The sequence below is a fragment of the Vibrio chagasii genome (assembly GCF_024347355.1).
Taxonomy (GTDB): domain Bacteria; phylum Pseudomonadota; class Gammaproteobacteria; order Enterobacterales; family Vibrionaceae; genus Vibrio; species Vibrio chagasii.
Genome location: NZ_AP025466.1, coordinates 716,815 through 729,591, shown reverse-complemented (window position 1 = coordinate 729,591; position 12,777 = coordinate 716,815). Strand labels below are relative to the sequence as shown.

The 12,777-nt window shown below is 45.0% G+C and carries 6 protein-coding genes, 6 tRNA genes, 3 rRNA genes and 1 pseudogene; 12 read left to right on the top strand and 4 right to left on the bottom strand.

Going from position 1 to position 12,777, the window contains the following annotated elements:
- The first annotated feature begins 6 nt into the window (after positions 1-6).
- From OCV52_RS19230 to OCV52_RS19180, 11 genes are all read left to right on the top strand, one after another.
- A 16S ribosomal RNA gene (locus tag OCV52_RS19230) occupies positions 7-1,561 on the top strand.
- Between the two features lie 88 nt (positions 1,562-1,649).
- Positions 1,650-1,725, top strand: a tRNA-Glu gene (locus OCV52_RS19225).
- Positions 1,726-1,727: 2 nt separating this feature from the next.
- Positions 1,728-1,803, top strand: a tRNA-Lys gene (locus tag OCV52_RS19220).
- A 33-nt stretch (positions 1,804-1,836) separates the two neighbouring features.
- Positions 1,837-1,912, top strand: a tRNA-Val gene (locus tag OCV52_RS19215).
- A gap of 25 nt (positions 1,913-1,937) precedes the next feature.
- Positions 1,938-2,013: transfer RNA gene (locus OCV52_RS19210), tRNA-Ala, on the top strand.
- Between the two features lie 31 nt (positions 2,014-2,044).
- A tRNA-Val gene (locus OCV52_RS19205) sits at positions 2,045-2,120 on the top strand.
- 334 nt (positions 2,121-2,454) lie between these two features.
- Positions 2,455-5,345: ribosomal RNA gene (locus OCV52_RS19200) — 23S ribosomal RNA — on the top strand.
- A gap of 136 nt (positions 5,346-5,481) precedes the next feature.
- Positions 5,482-5,597: ribosomal RNA gene (gene rrf / locus OCV52_RS19195) — 5S ribosomal RNA — on the top strand.
- Together the 16S, 23S and 5S rRNA genes with 6 tRNA genes alongside form the textbook arrangement of a ribosomal RNA operon.
- Positions 5,598-5,668: 71 nt before the next feature.
- Positions 5,669-5,759 (top strand) — tRNA-Ser (locus OCV52_RS19190).
- An 87-nt stretch (positions 5,760-5,846) separates the two neighbouring features.
- Positions 5,847-7,115, top strand: coding sequence for a site-specific integrase (locus OCV52_RS19185; protein WP_137408644.1), 1,269 nt, complete (start codon positions 5,847-5,849; stop codon positions 7,113-7,115).
- Complete coding sequence (locus OCV52_RS19180; protein ID WP_017633219.1) at positions 7,108-7,539, top strand: hypothetical protein; 432 nt, start codon at positions 7,108-7,110, stop codon at positions 7,537-7,539. The genes OCV52_RS19185 and OCV52_RS19180 overlap by 8 nt, the downstream gene beginning before the upstream one ends.
- Positions 7,540-7,624: 85 nt before the next feature.
- Here OCV52_RS19180 and OCV52_RS19175 read toward each other — a convergent pair whose 3' ends face one another.
- Together OCV52_RS19175 and OCV52_RS19170 are read right to left on the bottom strand one after the other, a co-directional pair.
- On the bottom strand, positions 7,625-9,253 hold the full coding sequence (locus OCV52_RS19175; protein WP_137408645.1) for a coiled-coil domain-containing protein: 1,629 nt from the start codon (positions 9,251-9,253) through the stop codon (positions 7,625-7,627).
- 166 nt (positions 9,254-9,419) lie between these two features.
- A complete protein-coding gene (locus tag OCV52_RS19170) occupies positions 9,420-10,367 on the bottom strand; it encodes a tyrosine-type recombinase/integrase (RefSeq protein ID WP_240700698.1) in 948 nt (315 codons plus the stop codon).
- A 517-nt stretch (positions 10,368-10,884) separates the two neighbouring features.
- On the opposite strand from OCV52_RS19170, the gene OCV52_RS19165 reads away from it, so the two are divergent.
- Positions 10,885-11,481 carry a type IV toxin-antitoxin system AbiEi family antitoxin domain-containing protein gene (locus OCV52_RS19165; protein ID WP_137408647.1) on the top strand — a complete coding sequence of 199 codons (597 nt, stop codon included), beginning with the start codon at positions 10,885-10,887 and terminating at the stop codon, positions 11,479-11,481.
- Between the two features lie 67 nt (positions 11,482-11,548).
- Here OCV52_RS19165 and OCV52_RS19160 read toward each other — a convergent pair.
- Positions 11,549-11,887: pseudogene (locus OCV52_RS19160) on the bottom strand (hypothetical protein); the annotation flags it as partial.
- 21 nt (positions 11,888-11,908) lie between these two features.
- Positions 11,909-12,766, bottom strand: a complete 858-nt coding sequence (locus OCV52_RS19155; protein ID WP_137408648.1) for a WYL domain-containing protein — start codon at positions 12,764-12,766, stop codon at positions 11,909-11,911.
- Positions 12,767-12,777 lie beyond the last annotated feature (11 nt).

Below are 12,777 nucleotides of genomic sequence, written 5' to 3'. Positions count from 1 at the left end.
AATCTTAAATTGAAGAGTTTGATCATGGCTCAGATTGAACGCTGGCGGCAGGCCTAACACATGCAAGTCGAGCGGAAACGAGTTATCTGAACCTTCGGGGAACGATAACGGCGTCGAGCGGCGGACGGGTGAGTAATGCCTAGGAAATTGCCTTGATGTGGGGGATAACCATTGGAAACGATGGCTAATACCGCATAATGCCTACGGGCCAAAGAGGGGGACCTTCGGGCCTCTCGCGTCAAGATATGCCTAGGTGGGATTAGCTAGTTGGTGAGGTAATGGCTCACCAAGGCGACGATCCCTAGCTGGTCTGAGAGGATGATCAGCCACACTGGAACTGAGACACGGTCCAGACTCCTACGGGAGGCAGCAGTGGGGAATATTGCACAATGGGCGAAAGCCTGATGCAGCCATGCCGCGTGTATGAAGAAGGCCTTCGGGTTGTAAAGTACTTTCAGTTGTGAGGAAGGGGGTGTCGTTAATAGCGGCATTTCTTGACGTTAGCAACAGAAGAAGCACCGGCTAACTCCGTGCCAGCAGCCGCGGTAATACGGAGGGTGCGAGCGTTAATCGGAATTACTGGGCGTAAAGCGCATGCAGGTGGTTCATTAAGTCAGATGTGAAAGCCCGGGGCTCAACCTCGGAACTGCATTTGAAACTGGTGAACTAGAGTACTGTAGAGGGGGGTAGAATTTCAGGTGTAGCGGTGAAATGCGTAGAGATCTGAAGGAATACCAGTGGCGAAGGCGGCCCCCTGGACAGATACTGACACTCAGATGCGAAAGCGTGGGGAGCAAACAGGATTAGATACCCTGGTAGTCCACGCCGTAAACGATGTCTACTTGGAGGTTGTGGCCTTGAGCCGTGGCTTTCGGAGCTAACGCGTTAAGTAGACCGCCTGGGGAGTACGGTCGCAAGATTAAAACTCAAATGAATTGACGGGGGCCCGCACAAGCGGTGGAGCATGTGGTTTAATTCGATGCAACGCGAAGAACCTTACCTACTCTTGACATCCAGAGAAGCCAGCGGAGACGCAGGTGTGCCTTCGGGAGCTCTGAGACAGGTGCTGCATGGCTGTCGTCAGCTCGTGTTGTGAAATGTTGGGTTAAGTCCCGCAACGAGCGCAACCCTTATCCTTGTTTGCCAGCGAGTAATGTCGGGAACTCCAGGGAGACTGCCGGTGATAAACCGGAGGAAGGTGGGGACGACGTCAAGTCATCATGGCCCTTACGAGTAGGGCTACACACGTGCTACAATGGCGCATACAGAGGGCAGCGAACTTGCGAGAGTGAGCGAATCCCAAAAAGTGCGTCGTAGTCCGGATTGGAGTCTGCAACTCGACTCCATGAAGTCGGAATCGCTAGTAATCGTAGATCAGAATGCTACGGTGAATACGTTCCCGGGCCTTGTACACACCGCCCGTCACACCATGGGAGTGGGCTGCAAAAGAAGTGGGTAGTTTAACCTTTCGGGGAGGACGCTCACCACTTTGTGGTTCATGACTGGGGTGAAGTCGTAACAAGGTAGCCCTAGGGGAACCTGGGGCTGGATCACCTCCTTATACGAAGATATTCACGATAAGTGTCCACACAGATTGATACGGTTTAGAAAGTAAAGAGACGAAGAACTCCCAAGTTCTTCAATCCAGTGTCCCGTTCGTCTAGAGGCCTAGGACACCGCCCTTTCACGGCGGTAACAGGGGTTCGACTCCCCTACGGGATACCATTGGGTCGTTAGCTCAGTTGGTAGAGCAGTTGACTTTTAATCAATTGGTCGCAGGTTCGAATCCTGCACGACCCACCATTCTTTCTCCACGAAGGAATTAAAACTTTTAGTGGGCGATTAGCTCAGTTGGGAGAGCACCTGCCTTACAAGCAGGGGGTCACTGGTTCGAGCCCGGTATCGCCCACCATTTCCTCCCAAGGAAATAAAAATATGGGGCTATAGCTCAGCTGGGAGAGCGCCTGCCTTGCACGCAGGAGGTCTGCGGTTCGATCCCGCATAGCTCCACCATTCTTCTCCATGAAGGAATCAAAACTATCATGGGCGATTAGCTCAGTTGGGAGAGCACCTGCCTTACAAGCAGGGGGTCACTGGTTCGAGCCCGGTATCGCCCACCATCTTTAAGCACATTTGCTAAGTGTTCTTAAAAATGGTTTTCGTTAGAAAATCTGCTCTTTAACAATTTGGAAAGCTGACTGATTACTTAATTGGTTTCACTTTAAAAAGTGAAATCAAACAGCTCAAGGCTGTGATTAAGTTAATCAAATTAAAAGTTCTCAATGTTTACTTTTCGAAGTAAACACAACACAAACACATTCAAGTGTCTTGTATTCGATTCAAACTTGTTTGAATCACATTGAGTCCGGCAAACACGTAATAAGAACTAACCCTTCTTGTTACAACCAAAAACCTTGGTTGTTTACCATACATAAAGACCTCTTCGGGTTGTATGGTTAAGTGACTAAGCGTACACGGTGGATGCCTTGGCAGTCAGAGGCGATGAAGGACGTATTAACTTGCGATAAGCCCAGATTAGACAGTAAAAGTCATTTGAGTCTGGGATTTCCGAATGGGGAAACCCACTTACATAAGTAAGTATCTTGTTGTGAATACATAGCAGCAAGAGGCAAACCGGGGGAACTGAAACATCTAAGTACCCCGAGGAAGAGAAATCAACCGAGATTCCGAAAGTAGCGGCGAGCGAAATTGGATTAGCCCTTAAGCTTTTAATGAGACAGACGAAGGCTCTGGAAAGTGCCGCAATAAAGGGTGATAGCCCCGTAGTCGACATCTCATCATCAGTGAAAACGAGTAGGGCGGGACACGTGATATCCTGTCTGAATATGGGGGGACCATCCTCCAAGGCTAAATACTACTGACTGACCGATAGTGAACCAGTACCGTGAGGGAAAGGCGAAAAGAACCCCTGTGAGGGGAGTGAAATAGAACCTGAAACCGTGTACGTACAAGCAGTAGGAGCACCTTCGTGGTGTGACTGCGTACCTTTTGTATAATGGGTCAGCGACTTAATTTTAGTAGCAAGGTTAACCGTTTAGGGGAGCCGTAGGGAAACCGAGTCTTAACTGGGCGTACAGTTGCTAGGATTAGACCCGAAACCAGGTGATCTAGCCATGGGCAGGTTGAAGGTTGAGTAACATCAACTGGAGGACCGAACCGACTAATGTTGAAAAATTAGCGGATGACTTGTGGCTAGGGGTGAAAGGCCAATCAAACCTGGAGATAGCTGGTTCTCCCCGAAAGCTATTTAGGTAGCGCCTCGGACGAATACTACTGGGGGTAGAGCACTGTTAAGGCTAGGGGGTCATCCCGACTTACCAACCCTTTGCAAACTCCGAATACCAGTAAGTACTATCCGGGAGACACACGGCGGGTGCTAACGTCCGTCGTGGAGAGGGAAACAACCCAGACCGCCAGCTAAGGTCCCAAAGTATAGCTAAGTGGGAAACGATGTGGGAAGGCTCAGACAGCCAGGATGTTGGCTTAGAAGCAGCCATCATTTAAAGAAAGCGTAATAGCTCACTGGTCGAGTCGGCCTGCGCGGAAGATGTAACGGGGCTAAGCTATACACCGAAGCTGCGGCTACGCACTTATGTGCGTGGGGTAGGGGAGCGTTCTGTAAGCCGTTGAAGGTGGTCTGTAAGGGCTGCTGGAGGTATCAGAAGTGCGAATGCTGACATGAGTAACGATAAAGGGAGTGAAAAACTCCCTCGCCGGAAGACCAAGGGTTCCTGTCCAACGTTAATCGGGGCAGGGTAAGTCGACCCCTAAGGCGAGGCCGAAAGGCGTAGTCGATGGGAAACGGGTTAATATTCCCGTACTTCTTACAATTGCGATGGGGGGACGGAGAAGGCTAGGTGGGCCTGGCGACGGTTGTCCAGGTTCAAGTACGTAGGCGGAAGAATTAGGTAAATCCGGTTCTTCTTAACGCTGAGATACGATGTCGAGCTACTACGGTAGTGAAGTCATTGATGCCATGCTTCCAGGAAAAGCCTCTAAGCTTCAGATTGTAAGGAATCGTACCCCAAACCGACACAGGTGGTCGGGTAGAGAATACCAAGGCGCTTGAGAGAACTCGGGTGAAGGAACTAGGCAAAATGGTACCGTAACTTCGGGAGAAGGTACGCTCTTATCAGTGAAGTCCCTTGCGGATGGAGCAGACGAGAGTCGCAGATACCAGGTGGCTGCAACTGTTTATTAAAAACACAGCACTGTGCAAAATCGTAAGATGACGTATACGGTGTGACGCCTGCCCGGTGCCGGAAGGTTAATTGATGGGGTTAGACTTCGGTCGAAGCTCTTGATCGAAGCCCCGGTAAACGGCGGCCGTAACTATAACGGTCCTAAGGTAGCGAAATTCCTTGTCGGGTAAGTTCCGACCTGCACGAATGGCGTAATGATGGCCACGCTGTCTCCACCCGAGACTCAGTGAAATTGAAATCGCTGTGAAGATGCAGTGTACCCGCGGCTAGACGGAAAGACCCCGTGAACCTTTACTACAGCTTGGCACTGAACATTGAACCTACATGTGTAGGATAGGTGGGAGACTTTGAAACCGCGTCGCTAGATGTGGTGGAGTCGTCCTTGAAATACCACCCTTGTAGTTTTGATGTTCTAACGTTGGTCCCTGAATCGGGATTACGGACAGTGCCTGGTGGGTAGTTTGACTGGGGCGGTCTCCTCCCAAAGAGTAACGGAGGAGCACGAAGGTGGGCTAAACACGGTTGGACATCGTGTGGTTAGTGCAATGGCATAAGCCCGCTTGACTGCGAGAATGACAATTCGAGCAGGTGCGAAAGCAGGTCATAGTGATCCGGTGGTTCTGAATGGAAGGGCCATCGCTCAACGGATAAAAGGTACTCCGGGGATAACAGGCTGATACCGCCCAAGAGTTCATATCGACGGCGGTGTTTGGCACCTCGATGTCGGCTCATCACATCCTGGGGCTGAAGTCGGTCCCAAGGGTATGGCTGTTCGCCATTTAAAGTGGTACGCGAGCTGGGTTTAGAACGTCGTGAGACAGTTCGGTCCCTATCTGCCGTGGGCGTTGGAAGATTGAAGGGGGCTGCTCCTAGTACGAGAGGACCGGAGTGGACGAACCTCTGGTGTTCGGGTTGTCATGCCAATGGCATTGCCCGGTAGCTAAGTTCGGAATCGATAACCGCTGAAAGCATCTAAGCGGGAAGCGAGCCCTGAGATGAGTCTTCCCTGACGCTTTAAGCGTCCTAAAGGGTTGTTCAAGACTAGAACGTTGATAGGCAGGGTGTGTAAGCGCTGTGAGGCGTTGAGCTAACCTGTACTAATTGCCCGTGAGGCTTAACCATACAACACCCAAGGGGTTTTGATGGACTCAGATATACAAACGCTTGAATGAGTTTGATGAGATAACACTTTTAATAAGCTTTCCAGATTATTTTGCCTTCAGTTTTTAAAAAAGCTGAAAGTAAAAGCAAAATTTTGCTTGGCGACCATAGCATTGTGGACCCACCTGATTCCATGCCGAACTCAGAAGTGAAACACAATAGCGCCGATGGTAGTGTGGGGCTTCCCCATGTGAGAGTAGGACATCGCCAGGCTTTAAATATCGTTACCTGTGTATACATGTAACAACCTCAACAGTGTACAAATCTGTTGATGACAATTTGTTGGAGGGATGGCTGAGTGGTCGAAAGCACCGGTCTTGAAAACCGGCAACCGTTAATAGCGGTTCTAGGGTTCAAATCCCTATCCCTCCACCACTATTCATCAAAAAAAGCCTTTGATTATCAAAGGCTTTTTTTGTATCTGTAAGACTTGAATTTGCTTCGAACCAACGAGGTAAGTCAATGTATATACAAAAATCTCCCCACGGTGTCTATTACGCACGAATCTGTACTCCAGCACAGTTGAAAGCGTTGGGATTCCCATTCGATCTAAAAATCAGCCTTCGAACAAAAGACCCTAAGCTAGCTAAAGTCATTGGCTTAAGCCTTGTCAGTGCTGTCAAAGAGGCCTTTCGTACTACAGACTCTCTGTGCTTTTCAGAGTTTCAGTTGCATCTAAAAGGCATTTTGTCCCACCACCTGAACTTACAATCACAAAAGCAGGACGATCGCTTACATTTAGGTTGTATAACTTCCATAAGTCATACTTCTAAGCGTTTGAGTGAAGAAAAGCATTGGAGTGAAGCGTTAGAACACTTTCTAGAGTTCAAAGGGGTTCAAGGGGTCAGTGCATTGACTGTCCATCAGTTGAAACAGCGCATTACCTTTTTCTTTGAGAGCACTACGCCATCTGGTTTATCAACAATAACTGCGATGGCACTGATGGAGTACATTAAGACTCTCAATAGCTCTAGTCTTTCAGCAAAAAGCTGTAAAGATTACTACGCCGCGCTGAGTCAATTTATACGTTGGTGTGCGACCATGTCTTTGATTGAAAGAAACGTGTCTGCAGATATCAAAGCGACTTTCAAGAAGTCTATAAAAGCTGATAAGCAGCGCTCAAGGTGGTCAGAGAGTCAGCTTTCAACACTCTTCTCATCTGAGCAGTTTCAGCAAGTGGATAATGGTTTCTACTGGGTTACTTTATTGCTCACGTACATGGGGATGAGGCCGAATGAAGTGTGTCAGCTACGTACAGAAGACGTGGTCGTTAGCGGTCCAGTCCCTTACTTAAACGTAACAGATGAAGGTCACGGACAGCGGATCAAGAATCGTTATGCTCTGCGACAAGTCCCCATTCATCAGAGTCTAATCAAACATGGCTTTCTTGAGTATGTTGAGCTTCGTAAGAACAATAGCAAAACCGATCTATTCGATTACAAGCCACTGGGTCTCAACAAGGACTGGAGCCAACAATATTGCCAACAATTCGGCAGACTCCTATCTAAGATCGGATTGAAAGCAGGGCAACGCCCTACTGCGTACTCCCTCCGTCACACTTTCATTGATGTTCTTAAGCAAAAGGAAGTGGCTGAGTCTACAGTCGCTGATATCGTTGGCCATCATCACCCCTCAATGACATTTGGCCGATATGGTAAGCAAACAAAACTGAAACTTATGCTTAGTGCGGTGAACCAGTTCTCACTTCAACTGGGAGGCTCACATGAGTAAGTTCAACTATGATGAGTTGCACACTGTTTATAAGGCGTTCAAGCAAAGCTATTTTGAAGGGGATGAAACCTCGTTGCTTGCGTTATCAAAACAGTATGACTATCAAGATATCCACTGCCTCTATCAGCTTTTTGAGCGCCTCGAAGATAAGCCAAGCACAACATCTATGTCATTAATGGCATTAGGAATAGATTGGCAAACACAGCAGGCACTGTTTGGTGACTTTGAAACACTGAGAGAAATTGCAGGGCTCGTAAGCCCTCCTCCCATGTCACACGTAGAGTGTTTTGATGCCTTTGTTCTACCTTATTGGACCATTATGTCAAAGAAAGGGATTGTTCTTATTAGCACTAGAAGCCAAGAGCATTTTACTTTCGTACATCGTGTGTCAGGAGTAGAAATTCAAGTTAATATAAAGCGCTGACTCTCAATGTCATTTTGAAAAACCAAATCTCGTGAACACCTTAGAGCTCACGAGATTTACCTTTTAAATTATTATGAAGACCTTATCAATCGAACTCTCGGTCGGCACTCATTCTCCGTTTTTTGGGGGAAGCAGTGTTCAGGTTTTCCCTATTATCTAGGAGGGCGTCTTTCATCCCACATACAAGTGCCTGCTGTATTGGGTTTCCATCCAATTTTGTCATGTGAGCTGACATCCTTCTTTCTAATAAAGTCAGTAGTTCTTTCTCATCCCTTTGTTCAAAGACAAATGATTTCATCAGATCTTGAAAGATGGGAGCTAACGTCTCAATAACGGTATGAGTCAGTTTAGCAATCACCTTTTTTAGATATGAGATCGATTTCTCTAACTGTTCATTTTTTTCTTCACTGTGTAGAGCTTTTGATTCTGCCGTTTTGAGCTGTTCTTTGACTGTTGATAGATCGGTTAAGGTTGTATCCAGTTGATTGGTTGCAGTGTTTGTGGCCGATCGTAGTAAGTCTATATCTACATGTAATCTCCTTATTTTTTCTTGTTCCTCCTTTTGTTTATTTTTAACTTCGTTGATGTGTTGATTTAATTGGCTCAACTCCTCGAGCTTCAATGCGATTATTTGCTCAATTTGCAGTTGCTCGTTTTCCAGCATTCTAGTGTGATAATTATAATCCCTTTCACTTTTATTTTGCTTTCCTTGCCGGCGCATTTCTTTTACTTTTTGTTTATCTTTCTGAAGTTCTTGATTGAACTCCATGCTCAATCCTTTTTCTATGAAGAGGTTTTTATTCATAAACCGCCGAAAACATTCCTGCAACAGCGCTCCATGCTCTGATTGATCCCTTCTTGTAAAGCACGCTCCTTTCCTGTATTGAATTGGCGAGTGTGAGTGGTCCAAGAAGTTCTTCATCCTTTGAGCTAGATTTGCTTTGGCTACTCTAAGATCCCACTCTTTAGTTCGGCTATTTTGCGCGTTAAGGAAGAGGTGGACATGTTCCCCAGTATCTTCATTGAGACTTCTTTCATCGCTATGAACAAACACTGAGATGATTTCATATTCTTTGAAGTAGAGGCGGTAATAATCCATCAGTGCTTCAGCCATTTCACGGCCACAAACAAGGTCCTGAGAAACTTCATTTCGGTGTGGGATGACAAAAATCGACTCTTCTACCAAGTTTGAGTTCAAATTTTTAGGGAACGAAACCAGTTTGTTATGAAGTGAAATGTACTTCTCAAAAGCGTTCAGCCTCTGCTTCTTGCGAGAGAAATCAATACTCCTAGCTTCATTAAGCAAAGAGTCGAGTTTAAGCGGGACATGTTCAGGGGTGCCTAAAATCTTAGCGATAAAATTAGTCCCCTCGGGATTTCCCTTTTCTGATTGTAAAGCGGCTTTTAGTTTCTTCTTATATGCTCTCTTTCTTTGTTTACATTTAGTTAGGCCTTCTTGAGGTTTCTGAGGAAGTCTTATAGATTCGATAAACTGGGATTTATCGTCATTGCTCAATTCATCAAGTTTCGTCCATTGGTTATTGATATATACTTCGTTGAGGTGACTGAGATCTGGATTCCATTCAATGGTTTCAGATTTCGCATTTTCATCTCGGATACTATGTCCTGCTGACTTCTTAAGCTTGGCCTGTTTTTCTGCTGTGCCGGAATACGGAAGCGTTGAAAAAAAGCATGTGATGGCTTTATTTTTCATTGTGTAGTCCTCGGGTTGTGTGTTGTTGTGTTGGGGTTGAGGGGCGTAGCCCCCACCAAGAAGCTTTCGTTCATCTTTTACGCAGTAAAAGTGTTGCGAAAGTGTCCTTGGTTACGATGTCGTTATCTTTTTGAAAGCCGGTGTCGAGACACCGGAATGAGGCAAATTAAAGGATGGGTTTGTCGACCGAATTTGCAGCTTTCTGAAAGTGCAAATCAATCAGGTTGGGGTAGTCTTTTGCGTCTTCTTCAATCCACTTTGAGTAATGCTTATAAAGCATATCTAGAGTGTTGTGCCCTAGTTGAGACCTTATCCAATAAAGATTTGCCCCACTCAAAATAGCTTGAGATGCGAATGTATGACGGGCCTGACTCGCACCTCGATGATCTACGTTGGCTGTAACGAGCCAGTTTTTAAAGGTGCGATCTATTGCTTTATCTTTTTGGTAAAATTTCCCTGTATCAAGATTAGGGAATAGAGGTTTTGCGGTAAGTTTGGTTCGGGTCTTTTGATCATTTTCGGTGATATGGATTTCTTGAGCCGCTAAGCCAAAGATTAAACTTAACTGGTTTTCAATTATCTTTTGGGCTGTCTTAGACAATTGAATCCTACGCTTTGATCCCGTAGTTTTTGGCCTTTTAAAGTGATTAACTACGCAAGCTCTCTCGACTTTAAGCTCTCTTTTTACTGGGTCATAATCATCAACAACTAGTGCCAACCACTCACTTTTTCGAAGCCCTGTATGGCAAGCCAGAAGGACCCCATTTTTAACACTTGAGCAAGCTGCTGCTTGGTGAGTTAAACGGGTTATATCATTCAGTGTGAATGGATTACAGCTAATGGGAGCATTTTGTAAGTTATGGATACCATCAACTGGAGATTGTGTAATAAGCCGATCCCCAACTGCAAACGTGAATACTTTTCGGATAAGTGTCAGGTCTTCATTTAGTGTTTTGTTTGTAAGATCATTGTGTACATGTAAGTAGCGAAGAATACAGCTTCGTACGATATCTCGTATGTCGAGTTCTCCGAAAAACGTTACGATACGTTTTAACTTAGATCTCCATGCTTTTATTGTTGAGTTAGCGTAAGTTCCTTTTTCAAGTTCGAACATTGTTTCTGCTACCGTGCGAAACAAAAACTTATCTCTGCATTTCATGATGCAAACCTCATTTTTATTTGAGATCTACGCTACAGATTTACAAAAAAACCGTCAATAACACTGGTAAATCATAAGTGCATGATTTTACTATAAAATAAATACACACCCCAACATTATTGCTTAAATAACAATCGCTTAAAAAAGTAATTAAGCGATATCGCACAATACAACCAATCAATCTATTTAACTTATTAATGAACGTTAACCAGCAAAAACCACCATAATTAACCACCCTAATTAGTTAATAATGTTAAATTTGTTATCTTTTTAAACATTATCTATTGAAATATGAAATTCATAATTTTTTGTTTATCTGAATCACTTTGATATGTAGGAAGTTGGCTATTTTTAATGGGTTTAGCTATTTTCGCTCAATAGCAGTGTTGTTTGCACCATCTAAGGAATGAAAGCAAAATGTTACGTTTTGGCATATAGTACAAACTAAGTATGACAAAACGTATCATTAAAAATGAATCCATCACAACTAGATAAGCTTAAAAAGCTATCCATATTCACCACCTCAGACGCTGCAAAATTCAATGTAACTCGTGCCGCCCTTTCTCGCGCTGTGGAAAAAGGTGACATAGAAAAACTACAGCGAGGACTCTACGGGTATGTAGGTAGAGAAGAATCGGAGATGCACTCTTTTGCTGAGGTCAGTGTCAGAGCGAAAAAAGGGGTTATCTGCCTTCTATCAGCACTCAGTTACCACAATCTCACTACCCAAGCACCTTTTCAGATATGGCTCAGCATTAAAAAAAATGATAGAGCTCCCAATATTGAGTACCCAAGCATTAAGATTGTTCGTACCAGGGATGTGACGGATTTGGGGGTGATCTCAACACAAGTTGATGGCATCCCTATTTTAGTAACGGACGTTGAGCGGACGATTGTTGATTGCTTTAAGTTCCGCAACAAGATCGGGATTGATGTCGCGATTGAAGCACTTACAGAGGCAAAAAGAGCTAATAGATTAGAGCAAGGGAAGCTCTGGGAGTATGTAAAGCATTACAGAATGACAAATGTAATGATGCCCTATATGGAGATAATAAACTACAACGGTTAGTAACTTACTTCTAACACGTTGTTACCTTCTTTTATAGAGTGCTAGATTGAACATTGATCATATTGTAGAAAGCGCTGCGCCCAAACCCGGCAAGCGTCGAGCCCGAGAAATCATAATCAATAAGTTCTTGCTCCGTCCAGTTCTCACCGATGCCAAGGTGCTTAGCGTACCTGTCTATCAGAGTGTGTTTTATTTGATCGCGCACCGACCAAATTGAGGTCAGATTCTTTGAATAGTTAATACTCGCACACTCATTACAAGCCGGCAGTGCTATCGGTGAATGGCCATTCTTGGCAGCTGCTTGCGCTGTCTTAGGAAATTCAACAAGGTTACGGGAAGGTTCATCACAAAACCAACAGGTGTGGTGCAGGTTGAATGGGGTATCTATGTGTGAGTATTTACCTATGGGGAATGTCTTGTTATACCACTATAGCAACCAGCGTTTGATATTCTTTGGATTCGCTAGGGTTAATTGGTACTTTTTGGGAGCTGAAGAGAGCTTCTTAGTATCTACGCAGATATCCAAACGTTTGAGCAAATACTTAATCAATGCTCGTCGGCAGTCAATTGTAAATGGCGAATCATGCATCCCGTAGTCGACTTTCACTATTTGTTGTTGTGCGGGTGAAAGATGTGGATTTGGGATGATTTCTATTATTTCTTCTGTTGCCCAATCTTCATCGTCTTCGATGTTAATCTCTGATTGGTTGAGCAGCTCAGGTTCACCTCTAAATCGGCTCAATACAAAGTCTAAGAACATCTTTCTTTCTTCGCAATATGCTCTCACGTGCCAGCGAAACCCATCAAATACGATAGTGTGCGGGACAATATTTCTGCCCCGCCCTTCAGGGTTATCCATTGATACATACTCTATATCAACTCTGCGCCTTTCTCGTGCTGCTTGAAGGAGTCTACGAACGATTATAGGGGCTATCTGCCTATCTGGGACTGAAAGGGCAATAGAGTCTGCGAAACCCAGATCTTTTAAATTAAAGCCGTCTACATGGTCACTGTTGTATTTGTGTAGTAGTGACAAATACTCATTCGGAGTGCCTTTTGTAAACTTTGGCGCAAAATGATCAGTAAGGCGGTAGCCTTTAATACTACGATCATGAACAAGTGGCGGAGTAGAAAAGTGCTCTTGATAAGCTTTGATGTCTCTAGAGGCTTGTTGTCGCTTAATGTTGAAAGAGTTACATAGGTGGTTAGTCGTAACGCGACCCTCCCACAATGTAACTACCTCGATTAATTTGAAGCGCAGTAACTGATCCCACTTTATTGTCATAACAATTATCT

Coding starts and splice junctions, on each gene's coding strand:
- OCV52_RS19185 (WP_137408644.1), top strand. CDS start 5,847: ATGTATATACAAAAATCTCCCCACGGTGTCTATTACGCACGAATCTGT.
- OCV52_RS19180 (WP_017633219.1), top strand. CDS start 7,108: ATGAGTAAGTTCAACTATGATGAGTTGCACACTGTTTATAAGGCGTTC.
- OCV52_RS19175 (WP_137408645.1), bottom strand. CDS start 9,253: ATGAAAAATAAAGCCATCACATGCTTTTTTTCAACGCTTCCGTATTCC.
- OCV52_RS19170 (WP_240700698.1), bottom strand. CDS start 10,367: ATGTTCGAACTTGAAAAAGGAACTTACGCTAACTCAACAATAAAAGCA.
- OCV52_RS19165 (WP_137408647.1), top strand. CDS start 10,885: ATGAATCCATCACAACTAGATAAGCTTAAAAAGCTATCCATATTCACC.
- OCV52_RS19155 (WP_137408648.1), bottom strand. CDS start 12,766: ATGACAATAAAGTGGGATCAGTTACTGCGCTTCAAATTAATCGAGGTA.